The sequence below is a fragment of the Streptomyces sp. NPDC059718 genome (genome assembly GCF_042733315.1).
Classification (GTDB): domain Bacteria; phylum Actinomycetota; class Actinomycetes; order Streptomycetales; family Streptomycetaceae; genus Actinacidiphila.
On the sequence record NZ_JBHWGA010000037.1, the window covers coordinates 23,959 to 46,902 of the forward strand.

Sequence of the window (22,944 nt, forward strand, 5' to 3'; positions counted from 1 at the left end):
TCACCCCTCCGCGATCGTGATCTTGGCCGGGGGCATCGTCGGCAGCTGGAACTCCACCTCGGTGGTGCCTTCCGGCGGCGCCGGGAACTGCGCGAAGAACGGCCTCGTCTCCTCGGGCCGGATGCCGATCAGCTTGGTCGTGCAGAGGCAGATGCCGTCGGTGTCGCGGAGCACGTAGTAGCGCTTCTTGCCGACCGGGTCGACCAGCACGGCACCGGCCACGGACGCCCCGGACTTGGCGACCGCGAGCTCCTGGCCGATCCAATTCGAGGCGTTGAACGAATCCGTCCCATTGTTGGTGATCGTGCCCTTCACCGTCACGAAGCCTCCCGAGTCCCGGGTGGCCTCGTTGACCGTGACCGTGATGCCCTTCTCACCCTTCATCTGGGCCAGGATCTGTTCAGGCGTGTCGGTCGGCGTTGCGCTCGCCTTGGCCGAGCCTTTCGGCGCACTCGTCTTTGAGGACGGAGTGGCCCCACCCTTGCCTTCGTCACCACCACCGCCGCAACCTGCCAGGGCCGCGGCAAGAACTACGGCGACGATTGCAGCCAGGCCCTGCTTCTGGATACGCATCGGTCCCCCGTTCGTCACTCGCTGAGATGGACGGAGTAGAACTCCGCCAGATTCAGTTGGAAGTCGTCGCTCGTCGGGTCCACGGTCAGCCGGTCACCGTCGCAGATGAACGTGATCTCGTCGCCGTCCCTGTCGTCGACGCCACAGCGGCTCTCGACGACGGCGGTCGCTGTCGCGCGCGCATGCATCGATTCAGTACCCGACACGACGGACTTGCCCACGGTGCCCGAGGTGTGGAGTGCGACCGAGGCGCCGCCCGGACCGCCCACGTCACATTCGTCGACGACCGCATCGTTCTGACCCGCGTAATCCATGGCCGCACCACAGGCGTTGCCGACGGTCATCCCGTTCAGGGCCAGCAGTTCTCGGAGTTGGTCCAGGTCACCGGACTCCAGGGCCTCGAGGAACCGCTCCCGGACGCTGTCGCGAACCTCCCGCGCCGCCGCTAGGGCCGAGGCATCGGCCGCCGTTTGTGCCGTGTTGCGGATGGAGGACGCCTGCCCTACGGCGAAGTAGGCGAAGGCGAGGAAGAACAGCGCCGCGACGGCCACGATGTAGATGCCGAGGGTCTGACCGCCGTCGCCGCGCCCACGCCTGCTCAGCCGGCGTCGACGATGTCCTGGATCTTGTCGAGGATCCCGTTCAGAACTGCGGTGCCGATGTCCGTCGTCCCGGCCAGCACACCGATGATGACCGCGATCACCACCGCGATGCCCAGGTACTCGAACGACGTCTGCCCCGAGTCGCCGCGGACGCGCGTGCGCGTGCGCAGCGCGGTCAGTCGTTTCACAACCCACCTGCTCATCTTCCGTGCCCCAAACCGTAGTCACGTGACGTGCGCCGGCCGCGCCCCTTGCGTCGGCCGGGGTCTGGCTATCGTCGCAGGCGGCTGCGGTGCCGGTGAGGTCCACGGCGCACCGCCTCCCATCGGGTCAACCCGCCGCGATCCGTGCCTGATTGCAGATGCAAATGTGGTTGCGGCTGCAAATCTACACCGCGACCGTGGGCTCCGCACCCAATATGGCGGCTCCGGTCACTACCCATCACCCGAACCGAACATGCGTTCACAGCCCTGTCACCCCCATCACCCCAGCAGGTCACCGAAGTTGATGCGCGACCCGAGGATCGTGCCCGTCATCAGCAGGATCATCGTCGCGGGGACGAGGAGCGTGGTGATCACACCCGTCGCGCGCGGCACGGTGCGGGCCGCACGGCGGCGGGCGTTCTGGGCCTCGGTGCGCCGCATGTCCGTGGCGATCTGGAGCAGCGTGCGGGCGATGGGCGCGCCCAGTTCCTCGCCCTGCTGCAGGGCCGTGACGAACTGCCCGACCTGCTCGCTGCCGTTGCGCCTGCGCAGCTGGTCGAAGGCGTCACGGCGGCTGACGCCGACGTCCATCTGGCGCAGGGCGATCCGGATCTCGTCGCTCCAGGGGCCCTTGTAGACGGAGGCGACGCGTTCGAGGGCCTGGCGGAAGCCGAGGCCGGCGCTCACCACCACCGCGAGGACGTCGAGGAAGTCAGGGAGGGTGCGCTCGATCTCGTCGCGGCGTCTGCGGATGGCGAGCCGGATGCCGAGGTCGGTCCAGCCCAGGCCGTAGGCGACCATCAGGAGGGCGGCGAACCAGTGGCCCGCCCGGAGGAGCACCAGGGCCGCGAGGCCGCCGAGGGCGCCGTAGACGGCGCGGCGGGCGGCGTAGCGGTCGACGGTGAGGCCGTAGGGGTGGCCCGCGTGGTCGATGCGGGTGCGGATCCGGTTGACCCGGGCGGGGCCCATGAGGCGCAGCACCAGGGGCGCCCAGCGCATCCCGAGGCGGTCCACGGCGTTTCCGACCTTGGTGGTGCGGGTCTGCCCCACCTCCAGGGCCAGTTGGAGGTCGCTGGGCAGCTTGACCTCGGAACGGTAGAGGCCGATGCCGTAGCAGACGCCCACCACTCCCAGGGCGGTGACGGCGGCCAGCGCGACGGTGATCACAGCTCCCCCGCCCCCCTCACACGTCGATCCGCGACATGCGGCGGATGAGCGCGAAGCCGACGACGTACAGGCCCAGCGCCACGAGCACGGCGATCCGTCCGGCCCCGGAGCCGGTCATCGCGCTCAGCGAGCCCGGCATGATCCGGTCGAGCAGCAGCAGCGAGCCGACGCCGATGACGGGAACGGCGTACGCGGTGACCGTGACCTGCGACATCTGGGTGCGGATCTCGCGCCGGGTCTCCTTGCGCTCCTCCAGGGTCACCGTCAGGTTCCGCAGCGACTCCACCACCGAGCCGCCGGCCCGGGCCGACAGGACGAGCGTGGAGACCAGCACCACCAGTTCCCGACTGGGCAGCCGCTCCTGCAGTTCGGCCATGGCGTCCTCGATGGAGTGCCCGAGCGTCATGGCGTCGGCGACCTTCCGCAGTTCCTCACCGGCCGGGGCCTCCAGTTCCTCCGCCGCCATGCCGACGGCGGTGCGCAGGGCGAGCCCGGCCTGGGTGGCGTTGGCCAGGACGCGGGCGAGTTCGGGCAGCTGGGCGATGAAGCGCTCGGTGCGCACCCGTCGTCGCCAGCCGAGGAAGGAGCTGACCGCCCAGGCCGCCAGGAACGCGGCGATCGGTCCGAAGAAGGGGGCCAGCACGATGTCGGCGACCAGCCAGGCGCCGCCGACGACCGCGAGGGCGGCCGCGGTGAACTGTCCGGGCGTCAGGTCGGTGCCGGTGGCGGCGAGCCGCGCGGCCAGCCGGCGGCCCCAGGCGGTGCGCCGGACCCGCAGGTCCAGCCCGGCGAAGGGCACGGCGCGCCGTTCCGCAGCCGGGACGTCGGCCAGCCGGTCCACGAGCGCGGCGCGGTCGGCGCGCCCGCCGCTCCAGGCGTGCAGGCCCCAGACGCCCAGCACCAGCGCGAGGCCGCTCACGCCGAGCACGGCCAGGGCCATCGTCGGCGTGTTCACTTCGCCTCCCTGCTCGACAGCTCCAGCTCGGTCTCGCCGACCCCGAAGGCCGCCGGCACGGACTCGCCCGCCAGGTGGAAGCGTTCGGCCAGTTGACGCGGTACCGGCTGATGGTGGAACCAGCCCCGCACGATCCGGTCGGGCCCCATCGGCTCGGCGCGGAAGCGGGTCGCGGTGGTCAGCCGGAAGGTGTCGCGTCCCCGTGAGGACAGCACGGCGATCTCGGCGATCCGGCGGGTGCCGTCGACGTCCCGGCGCAGCTGGACGATGACATCGACGGCGCTGTTGATCTGGTCGCGCAGCGCCTCGAAGGGGATCTTCACCTCCGACATCGAGGCCAGCGTCTGCAGCCTGAGCACCGCGTCCTCGGCCGAGTTGGCGTGCACCGTGGCCAGCGAGCCGTCGTGGCCGGTCGACATGGCCTGCAGCATGTCGAGGGTCTCGCCGCCGCGGACCTCACCGACGATGATCCGGTCGGGGCGCATGCGCAGCGAGTTCCGCACGAGGTCGCGGATGGTGATCCGGCCCTGGCCCTCGACGTTGGGCGGCCGGCTCTCCAGGCGTACGACGTGCTCCTGCTGGAGCTGGAGTTCGGCGGCGTCCTCGACGGTGATGATGCGCTCCCCGTCCGGGATGAGCCCCGACAGCGAGTTGAGCAGGGTGGTCTTGCCCGAGCCGGTGCCGCCGCTGACGATGATGTTGAACTTGGCCCGCACGAGGGCGGAGAGCAGCATCAGCATGTGCTCGTCGAGGGTGCCGAGGCCGATCAGCTCGTGCAGGGCGTACGCGCGGGGGAAGCGGCGGATGGTGAGGACCGGGCCGGTCAGCGACAGCGGCGGGATGATGACGTTGACGCGCTCGCCGGAGGGCAGGCGGGCGTCCACCATCGGATTCGACTCGTCCACCCGGCGGTTGACGGTCGACACGATCCGCTCGATGGTCTGCAGGAGTTGCTCGGGGCTGCTGAACCGGGCGGCGACGGGCTCCACCCGGCCGGCCCGCTCGATGTAGATGCGGTCCGGGCCGTTGACCATGATCTCGGTGATGGAGGCGTCCTCCAGCAGCGGTTCGAGGATGCCCAGGCCCAGGGCCTCGTCCACGACCCGGCGGATGATGCCGGTGCGCTCCTTGGTGGAGAGCACCGGTCCCTCGCGGCTGATGATGTGGCCGAGGACGCGTTCCAGGCGCACCCGGCGCTCCGCGGCGGCGAGCGCCGACATCTCGGCGAGGTCGATCTCCTGGAGGAGCTTGGCCCGGTAGACGGCGACGAGGTGGCCCTCCTGCGTCTGCGGGGCGGTGTCCTCGTTCGCGGCGATGCGGTCGCGCAGGCTCATTCGTCGGCCCCTTCGTCGTCCTCCCTGGGCATCGTGGCGGTCCGGGTGACGGAGCCCGGGCTGAGGCCCGGGAGCACCGACGGGATCTCCACGGTCGCCGTCGCCTGCACGGAGTCCCCCGTGTCGCCGGTGGTGCCGACCTGCGTACCGTCCTGCAGCCAGGAGCTCACCGCCTCCGTGCCGGCGACGGGGCCGCTCACGGGAGGGTCGTGCAGGGCGGCCATGCGCGCGGCGGCGCGGGCGGCCGTGCCGGCCTGGGCCGCGGTGTAGGCGGCGAGGCCCAGCTGCACACCCGCGAGGGCGATCAGCAGCAGGATCGGCAGCATCCCCAGGAACTCCAGGGAGGCGCTGCCCCGGTCGCGCCGGCGGCGGGTGCGGGCCGTCACGGCGTGCCCGCCTCTTCGTCGACGGCCGAGGCGTGGCCGTGGACCGTCAGCGGGAAGTCGATCGCGCCCGGGAAGAGGACCGGGACCCGCAGGCCCACGGTGACCCCGACCATGCCGTCGGCGTGCGTGGTGCCGAAGTCCTCGATCTGCCACGCGCCGGGCAGGTCGTCGGCCGCCGCCGCCTGCGCGTCCTTCCCCACCGCCGCCGCGCGGGCGGCCTGGTCGGCGGCGTGGCCGGCGAGGGTGAAGGTGTACCCGGTCAGCACCGCCTGCCAGACCAGGACGAGCACCAGCAGGATCAGCGGTGTCATGCCCAGCGTCTCCAGGGTGACCTGGCCCTGTTCGCCGCGGCCGCGCCGGCTCCTGCGGGGCGGCACCGCGTGCCCGGGCCCGCAGACGCCGATCTCCGCGGCGAGCGTCCACACTCCCTGCTTGACGGTGGAGCGGTTGTCGAGGTCCTGGAGCCGTCCGGCGTCCACGACCGCCTGCAGTTCCCGGAAGGCGGCGGGGACCACGGCGGAGGCGATCCGGGTGCCGGTGATGCGGGCGATCAGCGAGGGCTGGATCTCGCTGCCCCGGGTGTACCGGTTGACGGTGGCGACGACGTCCTGGGGCTTGCGGATCTGCAGCCGGTCCCACATGCGCACCATGCGCTTGGCGGCGCGCACGGCGACCACGTCGGGGGTGGTCACCAGCAGGGCGGTGTCCGCGGTCTCGACGGCGACCGCGTTGGCACCGGTCATCTGGGTGCCGCAGTCGACGACCACGACCTCGTAGCGCTGCCGGAGGGCGTGCAGCACGTGCCGGGCGGCACGGTCGGTGACCTCCTCACCGCGTTCGCCCTCGCCGGGGGCGAGCAGCAGCGCGGGCCCGGACTCGTGGACGTACATGGCGTCCTGCAGTACGCGGGTGGTCACGTCGGCGATGTCCGCGAGGTCGGCGACGGAGCGGCGGAACTGGACGTCGAGGTAGGAGGCGATGTCGCCGCCCTGGAGGTCGAGGTCGACCAGGGCGGTGGACTTGCCGGCGGCCTGCGCGGCGAGGGCGAGCTGGACGGCGACGACGGTGGTGCCGACCCCGCCCTTGGCTCCGGCCACGGCGACCAGCCTGCCCCCGGGGACGGCGGGCAGCGCGGGCTGCTGGGGGCTGAGGTGGCGCCGTACGCCGGCCGCCCAGGCGGCCGCCGCCTCGACGCGGGCGCCGAGTTCGTCGTACGACAGGGGCACCCCGGCGACACCGCGCGCGCCGGCGTCCATGGCGCCGGACAGGACGGCCGGGCTCGGGTCGGCGGTGAGCAGGATGACGCCGACCGCGGGGAAGCGCAGCGCGATCTCGCGGATGACCTCCAGCGCGGGCACCGGGGTGATGCGGTCGTGGACGACGACGACCTCGGGCAGTTCGTCGACCCCGGTCCCGGCGGCGCGGGCGAGGACGTCCAGCAGCGTGGTGGAGTCCGGCAGCGCGGGCCCGGGTTCGGCTCCCGGCAGCTGGTGGAGGACCCCGGTCAGGGCGCGGGCGGTGTCGGGGTCGGGGGTGCCCGACAGGATGCGGACGCCGGTCACGAGGCGGCTCCGTCACCGGCGAGGGTGTAGGTGCGGTCCCGTTCGGAGGGGGCGGTCGCGTCCCCCGGGGCGACCAGCGCGAGGCGCACGTGCCGGGCGAAGGACTCGGCGAAGGCGACCCGCTGGGCGTCGGCGGCGCCGAGGGCGAAGGTGATGGGGACTCCCTGGCTGCTGACCCGGCGGTTGTCGCCGCCGGTGTCGAAGGCCTTGATCCGGCCGACGTCGATGACCCGGGCGCCCGCGACGATGATCTTCGAGACCTCGGGGTCGGTGTCCCTGCGCGGGGCGAAGGTGGCGAAGATGTTGACCCTCGCCCCCGGGGTGATCTTCCCGGCGACGCCGGTCTCCGCGTCGATCATGATCGCGATCTCCATCTGCCCGGCCCGCAGCGCGGGCCGCTCGGCGACCATGTCCGTCTGCAGCAGGGAGCCGCGGTGCAGGGGGACGGCGGCTATCTTGCCGTCCAGCCGGCCGAGATCGCGGACGGCGGTGACGGGCAGCCAGCGCTCGGGTATCCGGACCTCCCGCAGTTGGGCGCGGCCGACCGTCTCGTACGCGGGCACGTCCGCGGCCAGCCGGTACGCGGTCACCTTCGGCCCGACCTGGGAGCGGGCGTCCCCGATGACGGTGACGACGCCGGCGAAGGCGGCGAGCGCGCACAGCGCGGAGACCACGAGGAGGACGACGCCGCGACGCTGACGTGAGTTCATAGAGGTGGGGCCCTATCGCTCAAGTGCCGACTGCTGGTGGGGGGAGACCTGGGGGGTGGGCGACGCCCTGGGCGCCAGGGAGGGCGCGCGGGGTCCCGAGTGCACGACCTGGCGCGGCCGCTCCGGGGGTCGGACGCGCTGCTGCCCGTCCACGGTGGCCGAGCAGAACAGGCAGCGGTCGCCGATGACCGCCAGGCCGCACCAGCCGCAGGTGTCCCGGCGGACCGAGGTGACCAGCTGGTAGAGCACGCCGACGTCGCCGATGTAGGCGGTGAACTCGACCAGCCTGCCGGTCCCCCACCAGCGCGCGGAGTCCGCCGGCAGCGGAACCTCCCGTACGTGCAGGCTCCGCCAGGCGCGGGCCAGCGGCCCGGTGACCCAGCCGGGATCGACGCCGTGGCCGTGCGCGACGGCGAGCTGGGTGAGGAACGCGGGCCCCGCCGGCACGGCGTCGGGGCGCGCCTCGGACAGGTGCGGTTCGGGGTGGGCGAGGACGGCGAAGTGGCGCCCGGGCACCAGGGACTTCAGATGGGCGCCGACGGGCACGTCCACCCGGTCGAGCCGGGAGACCGAACCGAGCAGGGCGCCGGAGTGGAGGTAGTGCGACAGCAGCCGGGCGGCACCGGCGAGCACACCGGGCCCGAGGTCGGTGGCGGCGAGCTGGCGCAGTTGCTCGGCCAGGAGCAGGGCGGCCAGCGGTGGCAGGTCGACCGGGACGATCGCCACCCGGTCCGCCTCCAGGGCCGCGCGCACGGTGTGGACGCGGCGGCGCAACGGGTCGGTGGGCTCCGGCGGGACGAGCACGACGAGGTGGCCGTGGGCCTCCAGGGCGGCGGCGGTGCGCATCACGTGCTGCTCCAGCGGGAGCGCGAGGTCGTCCGCCGTGACCGCTATGACGCTCGACACCCGCGACCTCCCGGAACTCCCGCCCAGTCCCTGCCCGGAGAGCTTATCCCTGCGTAGCCGGAGCAGTGCGGAAAGTCGCCGAACAGTTGATGAAGTCGGTGGTACCCGCGGGACGCCGGTCTACGCACGGCGGCGGGGGTATTGACCCCCGCATTGGTCTGGACCAAACTGCGTCCACAGCAGAGTGGCCACTCGCGTAACCGCCCAACTCCTCGCCCCCAGGAGGCAGTAGTGGAACACGCACGCCCACGGCGCACCGCCCTCAGAGCCGCGGCGGCCGTCGGCGCCGCCGCCCTCGTGGTGGCGGGACTCGTCGCCACGTCCGGCAGCGCGAACGCCGCCGACACCAACATCGTGACCAACGGCGGGTTCGAGAGCGGCCTGTCCGGATGGTCCTGCACCGCCTCCAGCGGCGCGGCCGTCGGCTCCCCCGTGCACGGCGGCACCAAGGCGCTCCAGGGCTCGCCCTCCTCCTCGGACAACTCCCGCTGCTCGCAGACCATCAGCGTCCGGCCCAACTCCACGTACACGCTGAGCGCGTTCGTCCAGGGCAGCTACGTCTACCTCGGCGCCACCGGCACCGGGATGACGGAGGCCTCGGTCTGGACCCCGTCCGCGTCCTCGTACCAGCAGCTGTCCACGAGCTTCACCACGGGCGCGAGCACCACCTCGGTCACCGTCTACCTGCACGGCTGGTACGCGCAGCCCGCGTACCTGGCCGACGACGTGAGCCTGCTGGGCGCGCCCGGCACGGGGACGCCGACCCCGACCCCCACGCCGACCGACCCGACGCCCACCCCCACGCCGACCCCCACCCCCACACCGACGCCGACGCCCACCGGCGGCGGCTCGCTGCCCAAGCACGTGCTCACCGGCTACTGGCAGAACTTCAACAACGGCGCGACCGTCCAGACCATCGCCCAGGTCCCGAGCCAGTACGACATCATCGCGGTGTCGTTCGCCGACGCCACGACCACGCCCGGCGCGGTCTCCTTCACCCTCGACCCGGCGCTGAACTACCCGGTCGGCCAGTTCAAGACCGACATCGCGGCGAAGAAGGCGGCCGGCAAGAAGGTCATCGTCTCGGTCGGCGGCCAGAACGGCACGATCGGCGTCACCGACTCCGCCTCGGCGAACAACTTCGCGAACAGCGTCTTCTCGCTGATGCAGACGTACGGGTTCGACGGCGTCGACATCGACCTGGAGAACGGGATCAACGCGACCTACATGACGCAGGCGCTGCGCTCCCTGTCGGCCAAGGCCGGCTCCGGGCTGGTCATCACGATGGCCCCGCAGACCATCGACATGCAGTCGACGTCCTTCGGCTACTTCCAGACCGCGCTGAACATCAAGGACATCCTGACCGTCGTCAACACCCAGTACTACAACAGCGGTTCCATGAACGGCTGCGACGGCAAGGTGTACTCGCAGGGCACGGTCGACTTCATCACCGCCCTGGCCTGCATCCAGCTGCAGAGCGGTCTGGCCCCCTCGCAGGTGGGTCTCGGCCTGCCGGCGTCGACCCGGGCGGCGGGCAGCGGCTACGTCTCGCCGACCGTGGTGAACAACGCCCTGGACTGCCTGACCAAGGGCACCAACTGCGGTTCCTTCAAGCCCTCCACCACCTGGCCGGGGCTGCGCGGCGCGATGACCTGGTCCACCAACTGGGACGCGGCCAACGGCAACGCCTTCTCGGGCACCGTCGGCCCGCACGTGCACGGGCTGCCGTAGCCGGCGGGACCGTCACCGACGCACCGCGCCCCCGGGAGAGGTCCCGTCCCCCGGGGGCGCGGTGTCACGTCGGACCACCGGGCTCACCGCGCCGCAGACGCCGCCCGGTCAGTCCAGGACGGCGAGGGCGTCGATCTCGACGAGCAGTCCCGCGGGCAGGCCGACGTAGACCGTCGTACGGGCGGCGGGGGCGCCCTTCAGGCCCGCGAAGAACTCGTCGAAGAGGGCGTTGAACTCGGGGAAGTGCGCGGTGTCGGTGAGGTAGACCCGGATCATGACGACGTCCTCCCAGGACGAGCCGCCCTCCTCCAGCACCGCCTGCACGTTGGCGAGGGTCTGCAGGGTCTGCTCCCGCAGCCCCGGGCCCACGGGCGCGGGCGCCTGACCCGGCACGGCGGGGCCGAAACCGACCTGACCGGCGACCTGCAGGATGTTGCCCTTGCGGACACCGTGGGAGAACCTGGCCGGCGGGGCGGTGTGGCCGGCCGGGGTGATCGCGGTCTTCTCGCTCATCTGGTTCCTTCGCTCGGTCTTCCGGAGTACTCGCGGCCGATCGCCTCCGCGGTGCGCCGGACCTGCGGGCGCAGCTTCAGCAGCTCCTCCGCGCTGACGACCACATTGGGGGCGGAGAGGGAGCAGGCGGCCACGACGCGCCCGTCGGCGCCGCGGATCGGCGCGGCCACGCAGTTGATGGACTCCTCGTGGCCGCCGAGGTCGCTCGCCCAGCCCTGCTCGCGGACCCGGGCGAGTTCGGCGAGGTAGGCGGCGGCGTCCGTGGTGGAACGCGCGGTGTAGCGCGGGTACTCCAGGCCCCGCGCGACCGCGCGCCGCTCAGCCTCGGGCAGGTCGGCCAGGAGCAGCTTCGCCACGGCGGCCACGGTGATGGCGACGGGCTTGCCGATCCGCGAGTACATGCGGACCGGGTAGCGGCTCTCCACCTTGTCGATGTAGACGACCTCGCCCTCCTCGTACACCGCGAGGTGGACGGTGTGCCCGGTCAGTTCGCCCAGGGCGGCGAGGTGGGGGTGGGCGATGCCGCGGACGTCCAGGTGCTCCATCGCCTCCTGGGCGAGGGCGAACAGCCGGGCGCCGAGGCGGTAGCGCTGGTCGTCCTGGCGGTAGACCATGCCGTGCTCGTGCAGGGTGCGCAGCAGCCTCAGTGCGGTGGACTTGTGCACGTCCAGGCGGGTGGCGACCTGTTCCAGGTTGGCGGGCCCCTCCGCGAGCAGGGGCAGGATGCGCAGCGCGCGGTCCACGGTCTGGCTCATGCGCGCAGTCTCCCCCATGCCCCGTCACCGAGGGCGGCGAGGGAGTCGCCCCGCACCCCGATCACCGCGGCGGCCAGGGCGTGGCCCCGGGCGAGCCGCTCCCGCAGCGGGAGCGCGCGCAGCGACGCCGACAGGAACCCCGCGGCGAAGGCGTCCCCGGCCCCGACGAGGTCGATGACGGGCGTGTCCGGCGCGGGCACGAAGACCCCGTCGGCGCCGCCCTCGTACGCGGTGGCACCGTGCGCGCCCTGCTTGACGACGAGGACGGCGGGACCGGGCAGGGCCTCGCGCACGGCGTCGGCGTCCGGCAGGCCCCAGGCGGCCCCGGCCTCGTCCTCGCCGACCAGGACGAGGTCGCAGCGGGCGGCGAGCCGGGCCAGCCGTACCGGGTCGGCCGAACGCCACAGGGCGGGGCGGTGGTTGACGTCGAAGGAGACCAGCGGGCGGCCCGGACCGGGGGCGGTGAGCTCGTGGACGAGGTCCGCGCACCGCTCGGAGAGCGCGGGCGTGATGCCGGACAGGTGCAGGACCCGGCCGGCCCAGGCCTCGCGCCGGGCGACGTTGTCCGGGCCCATGGCCGTGGCGGCCGAACCGGCCCGGTAGTAGGCGACCTCGCCGTCGCCGGTGCGGAAGTAGACCCCGGTGGGGCGGTCCCGGTCGCGGCGCACCCCCGAGACGTCGACGCCGGCCGCGGCGATCGCCGTCACCAGGTGGTCCCCGAACGGGTCGGCACCCACCCGGCTGATCCAGCGCACGGCATGGCCGAGACGGGCCAGCGCGCAGGCCACGTTGGACTCCGCGCCACCCGTCCCACGGTCGAAGGCGGCCGCGTCGGCGAGGCGCTGCCCGGGCACGGAGGGGACGAAGGTGACCATGGATTCGCCCACGCACACGACGTCCACGGCCACGGTCCCGGTCACTTCCGCTCCTCTCCGTGCACCGTTGACCCGGTGCTGGCCGGGATGTTAGACAGCGGGCAACACAGCACACAACGGTCGTTGCACATAGTGCAACGATGGCGGACGGAGGCGGGATGGACCAGGTCACGGGCATCGACGAGCTGCACCGGGAGCGGGTGGACCACCGTTTCAAGGGACTCCCGCCGGACGCCGACGGCCTGACCGTCGGCGAACTCGCCGCCGAGCGCCGCACCGTCTTCGACGGCGGCTTCACGACCCCGCTGCTCACGCTCTCCGAGCCCGCCCTGGAGCACAACCTCGCCCAGCTCGCCGACTGGGCCGGCAAGCACGGCCTCGCCTTCGCGCCGCACGGCAAGACCTCCATGGCCCCGCAGCTCTTCGCCCGCCAGCTCGCCCACGGCGCGTGGGGCATCACCGCCGCCACCCCGCACCAGGTGCGGGTCTACCGAGCCTTCGGCGTGCGGCGCGTCTTCCTCGCCAACGAGCTCGTCGACGCGGCCGCGCTGCGCTGGCTGTCCCGTGAGCTCGCGGGCGACCCGGAGTTCCGCTTCGTCTGCTACGTGGACTCCGTGCGCGGGGTGGAGCTGATGGACGCGGCCCTCACGGCGGTCGTGGACGTCGTCGTGGAGCTCGGCGCGGAGGGAGGACGCACCGGCGTGCGCGGCCCGGAGGAGGCGGCACGCGTCGCCGACGCCGTCGCCGCGGCCCGGCACCTGCGGCTCGTCGGCGTCGCGGGCTACGAGGCGCCGGCCCCGGACCCGCACGGGTGGCTCGGCGAACTGGCCGCGCTGGCACGGGACTTCGACGCGGCCGGGCGGTTCGCCGGGGCCTCGCAGATCGTGGTGAGCGCGGGCGGCAGCGAGTGGTTCGACGCCGTGGCGGACGCGTTCGGCACACTCGGGGACCTGTCCCTGCCGGTGCTCGGGCTCCTGCGGTCCGGGGCGTACGTCACGCACGACGACGTCCACTACCGCGATCTGACGCCGTTCCACGACCGCATCCCCGCGGAGGGGTCGCTCGAGCCCGCCTTCCGCCTCTGGACGCAGGTGCTCTCCCGGCCCGAGCCCGGCCTCGCCCTCCTCAACGCGGGCAAGCGCGACGCGCCGTACGACCTCGGCCTCCCGGTGCCGCAGCTCGTGCGCCGCGCCGACGGTTCCGCCGTCCCGGCGGCCGGGCTCACGGTCACGAAGCTCGCCGACCAGCACGCGTTCGTGGACGTCGCCATCGGGGGGCGGGACCTGGCGGTCGGCGACTGGGTGGGGCTGGGGGTGTCGCATCCGTGCACGGCGTTCGACAAGTGGCAGCTCATTCCTGTCGTGGACGCGGGTGGGGTCGTCACGGATTTCGTCCGCACGTTCTTTTGACGGGCCGGTTGTCGTCTGCGGCGCCGCGTTTGTTGCTGTTGCGGTTTCTCCCCCGCCCGCCCGCCCGATTGCCCGGCGCGGTCAGTGCGGGCCCGCGCTCTGCTTGGTTGGGGTCGGTGGCGCGCCGGCGCACGTCCTCAGCGCTCGCGGTTTACGTCCACATCGTTCGGCGCCCGGGTCCGCCGCTCGTCGCTTCCGGGCGCACCCCGCCACACCCCCTCCCGTGGTCGGAGCGCACGACGGCCGGTGGAGGGTGAGTAAGGCACCTGCGGCCACCCAGCACCGCTCTCGAACCCCCACCGGCCGTCAGCCGCCCCCACCGGCAAGAGGGGGTGTGGCGGGGTGCCCCCATGGGGGTCCCCCCGGCCGAAGGCTGGGGGAGACGAGCGGTGCGCGCGGCGCCGAATGACGTGGGGCAGCGCCGCGAGCGCCGAGGTGGGGGTCCCCCCGGCCGAAGGCTGGGGGCGTACCCCGGCGCGGCACCGACCCCACACGTACGCAACGAGGCGGTCACTGACCGCGCCGGGCAATCGGGAGGGCGGGCGGGTGGACGCCCGCCGCAGGCGCGAACAACCCGCACACGACAACCGGCCGCAACACAGACCCAACCCGCACAAAGGAGACGCACGGATGGAGTTGGCGATTCGCGGCGCGACCGTCGTGGACGGGAGCGGGGGGACCCCGGCGTACCGGGCGGACGTGCGCGTCGTGGACGGCCGCGTCACGGAGATCGGGACGGTGCGCGGCGCACGCCACACGCTCGACGCCCGCGGGCTCGTGCTCGCCCCCGGGTTCATCGACATGCACGCGCACAGCGACCTGGCCCTGCTCACCGACCCCGCGCACGAGGCGAAGGCGGCGCAGGGCGTGACCCTGGAGGTGCTGGGCCAGGACGGCCTGTCGTACGCCCCCGTGGACGACCGCACCCTGGCCGGGCTGCGCCGCCAGATCGCGGGGTGGAACGGCGACCCCGAGGGCCTGGAGTACGACTGGCGCAGCGTCGGCGAGTACCTGGACCGCCTGGACCGGGGCATCGCCGTGAACGCCGCGTACCTGGTCCCGCAGGGCACCGTGCGGATGCTGGCCGTCGGGTGGGAGGACCGTCCGGCGACCCCGGCGGAGCTGGACCGGATGAAGGAACTGGTCGCCGAGGGACTGACGCAGGGGGCCGTGGGGATGTCGTCCGGGCTGACGTACACCCCGGGGATGTACGCCTCGGACGCCGAACTGACCGAGCTGTGCCGGGTCGTGGCCGCCCACGGCGGCTACTACTGCCCGCACCAGCGCAGTTACGGCGCCGGCGCGCTCGAGGCGTACGCCGAGATGATCGCCGTGACCCGGGAGGCGGGCTGCGCCCTGCACCTGGCGCACGCCACGATGAACTTCGGCGTGAACGCGGGCCGTGCGCCGGAGCTGCTCGCGCTGCTGGACGAGGCGCTCGCCGCGGGGGCGGACATCACCCTCGACACGTATCCCTACCTCCCGGGCTGCACGACGCTCGCGGCGACCCTGCCGAGCTGGGCGACGGAGGGCGGCCCGGAGGCGACCCTCGCCCGGCTCCGGGACGAGGCGCAGGCGGAACGCATCCGGCACGCGATGGAGGTGGAGGGGTCGGACGGCTGCCACGGCGTGCCCGTGGAGTGGCGGACGCTCGAGGTCTCCGGGGTGCGCGAGCCCTCGCTGGCCGGTCATGTGGGGCGCCGGCTGCCGGACTTCGCGACGGCGCGACGGCTGCTGCTGGAGGACCGGCTGGGCACGACGATCCTCCAGCACGTGGGCCACGAGGAGAACGTCCGGGCGATCATGCGCCACCGCGTCCACACCGGCGGCAGCGACGGCCTGCTCGTCGGCGACAAGCCGCATCCCCGCGCGTACGGCACGTTCCCGCACTACCTCGGCCACTACGTGCGCGAGCTCGGCGTGCTCGGCCTGGAGGAGTGCGTCGCGCACCTCACCGGACGCCCCGCGGCCCGGCTGGGGCTGCCGGACCGCGGCCTGGTCCGCGAGGGCCACCGCGCGGACCTGGTGCTGTTCGACCCGCGGACGGTCGCCGCGGGCGCGACCTACGAGGCACCGCGCACGCTGCCCACCGGCATCCCGTACGTGCTCGTCGACGGGCGGTTCGTCATCGAGGACGGCCGCCGTACGGACGTCCTGGCGGGGCGTTCCGTGCGCAACGAGAACGGGCCCGGAAGGTAGCGCCACTTCACCATTCGGCGCATACGTGGCCAAGAACACGGGGCGGTCCCCGGTACGTGCCCGTAAGCTCACGGACATGCAGGTGATCCAGTCCACGAAGCTCTCCAACGTCTGCTACGACATCCGCGGCCCGGTGCTGGAGGAGGCCATGCGGCTGGAGGCGGCGGGTCATCGCATCCTGAAGCTGAACACCGGCAATCCCGCCGCCTTCGGTTTCGAGTGCCCCCCGGAGATCCTGGAGGACATGCTGCGCAGCCTCGGCGGCGCGCACGGCTACGGCGACTCCAAGGGCATCCTGCCGGCGCGGCGGGCGGTCATGCAGCACTACCAGACCAAGGGCGTCGAGCTGGACGTCGAGGACATCTACCTCGGCAACGGCGTCTCCGAGCTGATCCAGATGTCGATGCAGGCGCTGCTGGACGACGGCGACGAGGTGCTGATCCCCGCGCCGGACTACCCGCTGTGGACGGCCGCGGTCTCGCTGTCGGGCGGCACCCCGGTGCACTACCGCTGTGACGAGCAGGCGGACTGGTTCCCCGACCTCGCCGACATCGAGCGCAAGATCACCGACCGCACCAAGGCGCTGGTGATCATCAACCCGAACAACCCGACGGGCGCGGTCTACGACGACGAGCTGCTGCGGCAGCTCACCGACATCGCCCGCCGCCACAACCTGATCGTCTGCTCGGACGAGATCTACGACAAGATCCTCTACGACGGGGTGACCCACACCCCGACCGCGGTGGTCGCCCCCGACCTGCTGACGTTGACCTTCAACGGCCTGTCGAAGGCCTACCGGGTGGCCGGCTACCGCAGCGGCTGGCTCGCGGTGTGCGGCCCGAAGGAGCACGCGACCAGCTACCTCGAGGGCCTGACCATCCTGGCGAACATGCGCCTGTGCGCGAACGTCCCCGCCCAGCACGCGGTGGCCACCGCCCTCGGCGGCCGCCAGTCGATCAAGGACCTGGTGCTGCCGGGCGGCCGGCTGGCCGAGCAGCGGGACGTGGCGTACGAGCTGCTGACGCAGATCCCCGGGGTCACCTGCGTGCGGCCGAAGGGCGCGCTCTACGCGTTCCCGCGGCTCGACCCGAAGGTCTACAAGGTCAAGGACGACCAGCAGATGGTGCTGGACCTGCTGCGGGCCGAGCGGATCCTGGTGGTGCAGGGCACCGGCTTCAACTGGCCGGAGCCGGACCACTTCCGCCTGGTCACGCTGCCGGCGAAGGAGGACCTGGCGGACGCGGTGGGCCGGATCGCGCGCTTCCTGGACGGCTACGGACAGCCGTAGCCCGGGCCAATACCTCGAAAAGCGCCCTCCTTAGACTGAGTCCAAGGTAGGATGTACTCCTGATTGCAGGAGGAGTGCACCCATGTACGAGCCGATCCGCACCAAATCGGTCCATACGACGGCGGCGCCCACCTCTCCGCGACGCAGTCGTGACGAGGAGCTGGACCTCCAGCTCGCCGGACACCTCGCCGCCCTGCTGACCGTCACCGACGAGCTGCGGGCGCTGGAGTGCAGCCCGGACCTCGACCGTGCCGCGGAGCAGCTCGCCGAGGCCGTGGCGGGCCTGCACCACGGGCGTCCGCCGCTGCGGCTCTCCCCGGCTCCGGCCGGACGGGGGCGGGCGGAAGCGGCCCGTGTGGCGGCCCTGCACCGACGGGCGCGCGCGCTCGCCGGCCGGGCCCTGGTGGTCGCCGAGTCACGCCAGAACGCGGAGGCCGCGGCGCTCGCCGAGCGCCACATCGCGGTCCACACCGCAGCCGCCTAGGAACCGCCCGAGGGCCGGGACCGGAGTTCGTGCCTCCGGTCCCGGCCCTCGGGGTGAGGGTCGGCGCGGCCCGCCCGCGGGGCCGTGGTCAGGGTCGGGGATCCCACGACCGGGCCATGCCCACCACCGGGCCGCCCGCCCGCGCCGCACGCACGGGGAGGGTCGGGCCGCCCGGATTCCGGTGGGGCCTAGTCCAGGCGCTTGACCAGGGCCCGGTACTCGTCCCACAGCTCCTTGGGCGTGTGGTCGCCGAAGGTCTCCAGGTGGGACGGGATGAGGGAGGCCTCGTGCCGCCAGGTGTCGACGTCGACCGAGAGCAGCAGGTCGAGGTCCGCCTGGGAGATGTCCAGTCCGCTGGTGTCGAGGGAGCCCTCGGCCGGCAGGACGCCGATCGGGGTCTCGACGCCCTCGGCCTGGCCGTTGAGGCGCTCGACGATCCACTTGAGCACGCGGCTGTTCTCGCCGAAGCCCGGCCACACGAACCGGCCGTCCGCGTCCTTGCGGAACCAGTTCACGTAGTAGATCTTCGGGAGCTTGTCGGCGTCGTGCTTCTGGCCGAGCTTGACCCAGTGGCCGAAGTAATCGCCCATGTTGTAGCCGCAGAACGGGAGCATCGCGAACGGGTCGCGGCGCAGCTCGCCGACCTTGCCCTCGGCGGCGGCGGTCTTCTCGGAGGCGACGTTTGCACCGAGGAAGACACCGTGCTGCCAGTCGAAGGACTCGGTGACCAGCGGCACGGCCGAGGCGCGGCGGCCGCCGAACAGGATGGCCGAGATCGGCACGCCCTTGGGGTCCTCCCACTCGGGCGCGATCGTCGGGCACTGGGCGGCGGGCACGGTGAAGCGGGCGTTGGGGTGGGCGGCCGGGGTCCCGGACTCCGGCGTCCAGGAGTTGCCCTTCCAGTCCGTGAGGTGGGCCGGGAGCTCCTCGGTCATGCCCTCCCACCAGACGTCGTTGTCGTCGGTGAGGGCGACGTTGGTGAAGACCGAGTTGCCCCACAGGGTCTTCATCGCGTTGGCGTTGGTGTGCTCGCCGGTGCCCGGCGCGACGCCGAAGAAGCCCGCCTCGGGGTTGATGGCGTAGAGGCGGCCGTCCTCGCCGAAGCGCATCCAGGCGATGTCGTCGCCGATGGTCTCCACGGTCCAGCCGGGGATCGTCGGCTCCAGCATGGCGAGGTTGGTCTTGCCGCACGCGCTCGGGAAGGCGGCGGCCACGTACTTGGCCTCGCCCCGCGGCGGCGTGAGCTTGAGGACGAGCATGTGCTCGGCCAGCCAGCCCTCGTCACGGGCCATGACCGAGGCTATGCGCAGGGCGTAGCACTTCTTGCCGAGCAGGGCGTTGCCGCCGTAGCCGGAGCCGTAGGACCAGATCTCACGGCTCTCGGGGAAGTGCGAGATGTACTTGGTGGAGTTGCACGGCCACGGGACGTCCTCCTGGCCGGGCTCCAGCGGGGCGCCGACGGAGTGCACGGCCTTGACGAAGAAGCCGTCCTCGCCGAGCTCGTCCAGCACGTCCTGGCCCATGCGCGTCATGGTCCGCATGGCGGTGGCGACGTACGCGGAGTCGGTGATCTCCACGCCGGTCGCGGACAGCTCGGAGCCGAGCGGGCCCATGCAGAACGGGACGACGTACATGGTGCGGCCGCGCATGGCGCCGCGGAAAAGACCCTGCTCCCCTGTGAAGATCTCCCGCATCTCGGCGGGAGCCTTCCAGTGGTTGGTCGGGCCGGCGTCCTGCTCCCGCTCGGAGCAGATGAAGGTGCGGTCCTCCACACGAGCGACGTCGGTCGGGTCGGAGGCGGCGTAGTACGAGTTGGGGCGCTTGATCGGGTCGAGCTTCTTGAAGGTGCCCTTCGAGACGAGCTCGTCCGCGAGGCGCTGGTACTCCTCCTCGGAGCCGTCGCACCACACGATCTCGTCCGGCTGGGTCAGCTCGGCGATCTCGCCGACCCATGCGATCAGGTCCTGGTGATTGGTGGGAGCCGCATTGACGCGCGCCACGATCGCTCCGTTCCGCCCGGTGTGCACTCACCTGGCGTCAGATTCCGAGGGTGTGTTGTCGGCCCCTTGGGGGCTGCGACCCGGATGCTGCTGTCGTGGGATGCTCATCCGGTGCCGTCCGCACTCATATGAGTATCAGGACAGGAAACGCGATCTGTCCAGGGCACGTGGGGTGAGCATCGCCACTCCCAACGTCCGGCGACACCCCGTACTACGGATCGGTAACCTACGCAACCGTAGGTAGCATTGATTTCATGAGCTCCGTGGACGAGACTCCCGTTGTGCCCGCCGCCCTTGAAGAACTCGCATCCGCTGCCGCCCCCTTGAAGCCCAAGCTGAGGGGGTGGCTCCACGCCGGGATGTTCCCCGCCGCCCTTGTCGCCGGGGTCGCCCTGACCGCCTTCGCCGAGAGCACCCGCGGACGGATCGCCTGCGCCGTCTTCACGCTCACCGCCTGCGCGCTGTTCGGCGTGAGCGCGCTCTACCACCGCGGCGACTGGGGCCCCCGGGCCTCGGCGGTGCTGCGCCGGCTGGACCACGCGAACATCTTCCTGATCATCGCGGGGACCTACACGCCCTTCACGCTCCTGCTGCTGCCCGACGGCAAGCAGGAGGTCCTGCTCTGGCTGGTCTGGGCCGGGGCCCTGGCGGGCATCGCGTTCCGGGTCTTCTGGGTGGGTGCGCCGCGCTGGCTCTACACGCCCTGCTACATCGCCCTCGGCTGGGCGGCGGTCTTCTTCCTGCCCGACTTCCTGCGGCAGGGCGGCATCGCGGTGCTCGTCCTGATCGTCGTGGGCGGCCTGCTGTACAGCGTCGGAGCGGTGATCTACGGGACCAAGCGGCCCAACCCCTCGCCCCGCTTCTTCGGCTTCCACGAGGTCTTCCACTCGTTCACGCTGGCCGCGTTCATCGTGCACTACGTCGGCATCTCGCTGGTGGCCTACAACCACGCGTAGCCCTTCCGCGACGGCCCTGGAGCCCCGCGGACCGCGACGGCGGTCCGCGGGGCTTTCGCATGTCCGGAGTGACAGCTACTCTTTTTTGAGAGTCACTGTCATTTGACGGCGACTTTCGGATGTCGCCCTGGTACCCGGTCAGCCGGTGCCCCGGGCCCGCAGGAGGAGACCCTCATGACGACGACGGCCGATCCACGGCGCTGGTGGGCCCTCGGGGCCCTGGTGGCGAGCATGCTCGTGCTCGGCTTCGACATGACGATCCTCAACGTCGCACTGCCGACCATGGCCGCGGAGCTGGGTGCGGACACCGGCGACCAGCAGTGGATCGTCGACGGCTACACGGTGGTCTTCGCCGCCGCGATGCTCCCCGCGGGCCTGCTGGGCGACCGCTGGGGACGGCGGCGGATGCTCGTCGCCGGGCTCGGGATCTTCCTCGTCGGCTCGGTGCTCGGCGCCCTGGTGGGCAGCCCGGGACCGGTCGTCGCCGCCCGCACGGTGATGGGCCTGGGCGCGGCACTCGTCATGCCGCTGGCCCTGTCCGTCCTGCCCTCGCTGTTCGAGCCCGAGGAGCGCTCCAAGGCGGTCGGCGCGGTCACCGCCGCCATGGCGCTGGGGATGCCGCTCGGGCCGATCATCGGCGGCACCCTGCTCGACCACTTCTGGTGGGGCTCGATCTTCGTGGTCAACATCCCGCTCGTCGTCCTCGGCATCGCCGCCTGCCTGTTCCTGCTGCCCGAGACCAGCGACCCCGCCACGCCCCGCGTCGACCCGCCCAGCACCGTCCTCGCGGTGGCCGGGCTCGGCGCGCTGGTCTTCGGCATCATCGAGGGGCCGCGCCGGGGATGGGGCGACCCGCTGGTGCTGCTGACGCTGTTCTCGTCCGTCGCGCTGCTGACCGGGCTGGTGCTCCGCGGACGCCGGCTGGAGCGGCCCATGCTCGACCTCGGTCTGCTGCGGCAGCGGGGCTTCCTGTGGAACGCGGTCGCCGCGACGCTGGTGACCTTCATCCTCACCGGCCTGCTCTTCGTCCTGCCGCAGTACCTGCAGGCCGTGCTCGGCAACGACGCCCTCGGCACCGGCGTACGGCTGCTGCCGATGATGGGCGGCCTGCTCGTCGCCGCCCGGGGCAGCGCGCCGCTGGTCGCGCGGTTCGGGCCGCGGCCGGTCGTCACGGCGGGGCTGCTCCTGCTCACCGCGGCCGCGGCGCTCGGCAGCCGCACCGACGTCCACGACGGCTACGGGGCGACCGCGCTGTGGCTGTCCGTCACCGGTTTCGCCTTCGGCTTCGCGATGATCCCCGCCATGGACGCGGCGCTGGGCGCGCTGCCCCGGGACCGCGCGGGCAGCGGCTCCGGACTGCTGATGACCCTGCGCCAGACCGGCGGCGCGATCGGTGTCGCCCTCCTGGGCAGCCTGCTGGCGGGCGCCTACACCGACCGTCTCGCCACCACGGGCCTGCCCGCGGCGGCCGCCGACGCCGCCTCGGGTTCCGTGGGGGCCGCGCACGCGGTCGCGGCCGCCCTCGGCGACCCGGCGCTCGCCGCCTCGGCGGACGCGGCGTACGTGCACGGGATGGACCTCGCCCTGCTGGCCTGCGCCGCCGCCTCGCTCGTGGCGGCCGTGCTGACCGCGCTCTTCCTCCCCGACGCCCGCACCGGCCAGGAGGTGCCCGGCACCGCGCGGATGGCCCCGCCCGCCGTCGATGCACGACAATGACGAGCGTGACCGTACCGACCAGACCGAGCCTGCGCGAACGCAAGAAGATCCGGACCCGGCGGGCCATCCGCCGCGCGGCCTACCGGCTCTTCGAGGCGCAGGGGTACGACGGCACCACCGTCGAGCAGATCGCGGCCACGGCCGAGGTCTCGGCCAGCACGGTCTTCCGGTACTTCCCCACCAAGGAGGACATCGTCCTCTCCGACGAGTACGACCCCGTCATGGTGGCCGAACTGCGCGCCCGCCCGGCGCAGGAGCCCATCGTCGCCTCGCTGCGGCACGCCCTGCTGGGCCCGCTGCGCGAGATGCTCGCCGACGAGGGCGAGTTCGAGGAGATGCGGCAGCGGCTGCGGCTGGTGCGCTCGGTGCCCGCCATCCGCGCCCGCATGGGCGAGAACATCCAGGAGTCCAGCCGCCTGCTGGCCTCCGTCACCGCCGAGCGCCTCGGGCGCCCAGAGGACGACTTCGAGATCCGGGTCGTCGTCGGGGCGCTGATCGGGGCCTGGTCCGAGGCCATCTTCCACTGGCTCGACTCGGACGGCACCGCCGACCTCGCCGCCGTCCTCGACCGCTCGCTGGACCTCCTCGCGGCCAACCTCTGCCGCTAGGCGATCACGCGG

The 22,944-nt window shown here is 72.5% G+C and carries 22 protein-coding genes; 8 read left to right on the plus strand and 14 right to left on the minus strand.

What is annotated here, in order from left to right; translation table 11 throughout:
• From ACFV3E_RS32980 to ACFV3E_RS33025, 10 genes are all read right to left on the minus strand, one after another.
• Entirely contained in the window at positions 1 to 573 is a 573-nt protein-coding gene (locus ACFV3E_RS32980; RefSeq protein WP_500538057.1) for a hypothetical protein, read from the minus strand.
• A gap of 14 nt (positions 574 to 587) precedes the next feature.
• The gene (locus tag ACFV3E_RS32985) at positions 588 to 1,175 is read right to left on the minus strand and encodes a pilus assembly protein TadG-related protein (protein ID WP_500538142.1); all 588 of its coding nucleotides are present in this window, start codon (positions 1,173 to 1,175) and stop codon (positions 588 to 590) included.
• Positions 1,172 to 1,378 carry a hypothetical protein gene (locus ACFV3E_RS32990; RefSeq protein WP_500538059.1) on the minus strand — a complete coding sequence of 69 codons (207 nt, stop codon included), beginning with the start codon at positions 1,376 to 1,378 and terminating at the stop codon, positions 1,172 to 1,174. Before ACFV3E_RS32990 ends, ACFV3E_RS32985 begins: the two co-directional genes overlap by 4 nt.
• Before the next feature lie 279 nt (positions 1,379 to 1,657).
• Positions 1,658 to 2,545, minus strand: a complete 888-nt coding sequence (locus tag ACFV3E_RS32995) for a DUF5936 domain-containing protein (RefSeq protein WP_500366745.1) — start codon at positions 2,543 to 2,545, stop codon at positions 1,658 to 1,660.
• Positions 2,546 to 2,561: 16 nt separating this feature from the next.
• Complete coding sequence (locus tag ACFV3E_RS33000; RefSeq protein ID WP_500538061.1) at positions 2,562 to 3,500, minus strand: type II secretion system F family protein; 939 nt, start codon at positions 3,498 to 3,500, stop codon at positions 2,562 to 2,564.
• Positions 3,497 to 4,834, minus strand: a complete 1,338-nt coding sequence (locus ACFV3E_RS33005) for a TadA family conjugal transfer-associated ATPase (protein ID WP_500366749.1) — start codon at positions 4,832 to 4,834, stop codon at positions 3,497 to 3,499. Before ACFV3E_RS33005 ends, ACFV3E_RS33000 begins: the two co-directional genes overlap by 4 nt.
• Positions 4,831 to 5,220, minus strand: a complete 390-nt coding sequence (locus tag ACFV3E_RS33010; RefSeq protein ID WP_500538063.1) for a TadE/TadG family type IV pilus assembly protein — start codon at positions 5,218 to 5,220, stop codon at positions 4,831 to 4,833. The genes ACFV3E_RS33005 and ACFV3E_RS33010 overlap by 4 nt, the downstream gene beginning before the upstream one ends.
• Positions 5,217 to 6,782, minus strand: coding sequence for a CpaE/TadZ family protein (locus ACFV3E_RS33015; protein WP_500366753.1), 1,566 nt, complete (start codon positions 6,780 to 6,782; stop codon positions 5,217 to 5,219). Before ACFV3E_RS33015 ends, ACFV3E_RS33010 begins: the two co-directional genes overlap by 4 nt.
• The gene (gene cpaB / locus ACFV3E_RS33020) at positions 6,779 to 7,492 is read right to left on the minus strand and encodes a Flp pilus assembly protein CpaB (protein ID WP_500538065.1); all 714 of its coding nucleotides are present in this window, start codon (positions 7,490 to 7,492) and stop codon (positions 6,779 to 6,781) included. Before cpaB ends, ACFV3E_RS33015 begins: the two co-directional genes overlap by 4 nt.
• Before the next feature lie 12 nt (positions 7,493 to 7,504).
• On the minus strand, positions 7,505 to 8,398 hold the full coding sequence (locus ACFV3E_RS33025; RefSeq protein ID WP_500538067.1) for a hypothetical protein: 894 nt from the start codon (positions 8,396 to 8,398) through the stop codon (positions 7,505 to 7,507).
• 231 nt (positions 8,399 to 8,629) lie between these two features.
• Between ACFV3E_RS33025 and ACFV3E_RS33030 the strand changes: the two genes are divergently transcribed.
• Positions 8,630 to 10,129: a chitinase gene (locus tag ACFV3E_RS33030; RefSeq protein ID WP_500538069.1), complete on the plus strand. Its 1,500-nt coding sequence runs from the start codon at positions 8,630 to 8,632 to the stop codon at positions 10,127 to 10,129.
• A 108-nt stretch (positions 10,130 to 10,237) separates the two neighbouring features.
• Here the strand turns inward: ACFV3E_RS33030 and ACFV3E_RS33035 are convergent, their stop codons facing one another.
• The 3 genes from ACFV3E_RS33035 to ACFV3E_RS33045 are packed head-to-tail and all read right to left on the minus strand — an operon-like array spanning position 10,238 to position 12,317.
• On the minus strand, positions 10,238 to 10,642 hold the full coding sequence (locus ACFV3E_RS33035) for a RidA family protein (protein ID WP_500538071.1): 405 nt from the start codon (positions 10,640 to 10,642) through the stop codon (positions 10,238 to 10,240).
• Positions 10,639 to 11,397, minus strand: a complete 759-nt coding sequence (locus ACFV3E_RS33040) for an IclR family transcriptional regulator (RefSeq protein WP_500538073.1) — start codon at positions 11,395 to 11,397, stop codon at positions 10,639 to 10,641. Before ACFV3E_RS33040 ends, ACFV3E_RS33035 begins: the two co-directional genes overlap by 4 nt.
• A complete protein-coding gene (locus ACFV3E_RS33045) occupies positions 11,394 to 12,317 on the minus strand; it encodes a sugar kinase (RefSeq protein ID WP_500538075.1) in 924 nt (307 codons plus the stop codon). Before ACFV3E_RS33045 ends, ACFV3E_RS33040 begins: the two co-directional genes overlap by 4 nt.
• A gap of 113 nt (positions 12,318 to 12,430) precedes the next feature.
• Between ACFV3E_RS33045 and ACFV3E_RS33050 the strand changes: the two genes are divergently transcribed.
• From ACFV3E_RS33050 to ACFV3E_RS33065, 4 genes are all read left to right on the plus strand, one after another.
• Complete coding sequence (locus tag ACFV3E_RS33050) at positions 12,431 to 13,681, plus strand: alanine racemase (RefSeq protein WP_500538077.1); 1,251 nt, start codon at positions 12,431 to 12,433, stop codon at positions 13,679 to 13,681.
• Positions 13,682 to 14,311: 630 nt separating this feature from the next.
• The gene (locus tag ACFV3E_RS33055; RefSeq protein WP_500538079.1) at positions 14,312 to 15,880 is read left to right on the plus strand and encodes an N-acyl-D-amino-acid deacylase family protein; all 1,569 of its coding nucleotides are present in this window, start codon (positions 14,312 to 14,314) and stop codon (positions 15,878 to 15,880) included.
• 76 nt (positions 15,881 to 15,956) lie between these two features.
• Positions 15,957 to 17,168 carry a pyridoxal phosphate-dependent aminotransferase gene (locus ACFV3E_RS33060; RefSeq protein WP_499513681.1) on the plus strand — a complete coding sequence of 404 codons (1,212 nt, stop codon included), beginning with the start codon at positions 15,957 to 15,959 and terminating at the stop codon, positions 17,166 to 17,168.
• Between the two features lie 82 nt (positions 17,169 to 17,250).
• Positions 17,251 to 17,652 (plus strand): SCO4983 family protein, encoded by a 402-nt coding sequence (locus tag ACFV3E_RS33065; protein ID WP_499513680.1) that lies wholly within the window; start codon positions 17,251 to 17,253, stop codon positions 17,650 to 17,652.
• 188 nt (positions 17,653 to 17,840) lie between these two features.
• Here the strand turns inward: ACFV3E_RS33065 and ACFV3E_RS33070 are convergent, their stop codons facing one another.
• Complete coding sequence (locus ACFV3E_RS33070; protein ID WP_500538081.1) at positions 17,841 to 19,652, minus strand: phosphoenolpyruvate carboxykinase (GTP); 1,812 nt, start codon at positions 19,650 to 19,652, stop codon at positions 17,841 to 17,843.
• 254 nt (positions 19,653 to 19,906) lie between these two features.
• Between ACFV3E_RS33070 and trhA the strand changes: the two genes are divergently transcribed.
• From trhA to ACFV3E_RS33085, 3 genes are all read left to right on the plus strand, one after another.
• On the plus strand, positions 19,907 to 20,608 hold the full coding sequence (gene trhA, locus ACFV3E_RS33075; protein ID WP_500538083.1) for a PAQR family membrane homeostasis protein TrhA: 702 nt from the start codon (positions 19,907 to 19,909) through the stop codon (positions 20,606 to 20,608).
• A gap of 174 nt (positions 20,609 to 20,782) precedes the next feature.
• Positions 20,783 to 22,324: an MFS transporter gene (locus ACFV3E_RS33080; protein WP_500538085.1), complete on the plus strand. Its 1,542-nt coding sequence runs from the start codon at positions 20,783 to 20,785 to the stop codon at positions 22,322 to 22,324.
• Positions 22,321 to 22,932, plus strand: coding sequence for an acyl-CoA-like ligand-binding transcription factor (locus ACFV3E_RS33085; protein ID WP_500538087.1), 612 nt, complete (start codon positions 22,321 to 22,323; stop codon positions 22,930 to 22,932). The genes ACFV3E_RS33080 and ACFV3E_RS33085 overlap by 4 nt, the downstream gene beginning before the upstream one ends.
• Positions 22,933 to 22,944: the final 12 nt, after the last annotated feature.

Coding starts and splice junctions, on each gene's coding strand:
- ACFV3E_RS33060 (WP_499513681.1), top strand. CDS start 15,957: ATGCAGGTGATCCAGTCCACGAAGCTCTCCAACGTCTGCTACGACATC.
- trhA (WP_500538083.1), top strand. CDS start 19,907: ATGAGCTCCGTGGACGAGACTCCCGTTGTGCCCGCCGCCCTTGAAGAA.
- ACFV3E_RS33040 (WP_500538073.1), bottom strand. CDS start 11,397: ATGAGCCAGACCGTGGACCGCGCGCTGCGCATCCTGCCCCTGCTCGCG.
- ACFV3E_RS33035 (WP_500538071.1), bottom strand. CDS start 10,642: ATGAGCGAGAAGACCGCGATCACCCCGGCCGGCCACACCGCCCCGCCG.
- ACFV3E_RS33050 (WP_500538077.1), top strand. CDS start 12,431: ATGGACCAGGTCACGGGCATCGACGAGCTGCACCGGGAGCGGGTGGAC.
- ACFV3E_RS33005 (WP_500366749.1), bottom strand. CDS start 4,834: ATGAGCCTGCGCGACCGCATCGCCGCGAACGAGGACACCGCCCCGCAG.
- ACFV3E_RS33055 (WP_500538079.1), top strand. CDS start 14,312: ATGGAGTTGGCGATTCGCGGCGCGACCGTCGTGGACGGGAGCGGGGGG.
- ACFV3E_RS32990 (WP_500538059.1), bottom strand. CDS start 1,378: ATGAGCAGGTGGGTTGTGAAACGACTGACCGCGCTGCGCACGCGCACG.
- ACFV3E_RS33085 (WP_500538087.1), top strand. CDS start 22,321: ATGACGAGCGTGACCGTACCGACCAGACCGAGCCTGCGCGAACGCAAG.
- ACFV3E_RS32980 (WP_500538057.1), bottom strand. CDS start 573: ATGCGTATCCAGAAGCAGGGCCTGGCTGCAATCGTCGCCGTAGTTCTT.
- ACFV3E_RS33065 (WP_499513680.1), top strand. CDS start 17,251: ATGTACGAGCCGATCCGCACCAAATCGGTCCATACGACGGCGGCGCCC.
- cpaB (WP_500538065.1), bottom strand. CDS start 7,492: ATGAACTCACGTCAGCGTCGCGGCGTCGTCCTCCTCGTGGTCTCCGCG.
- ACFV3E_RS33080 (WP_500538085.1), top strand. CDS start 20,783: ATGACGACGACGGCCGATCCACGGCGCTGGTGGGCCCTCGGGGCCCTG.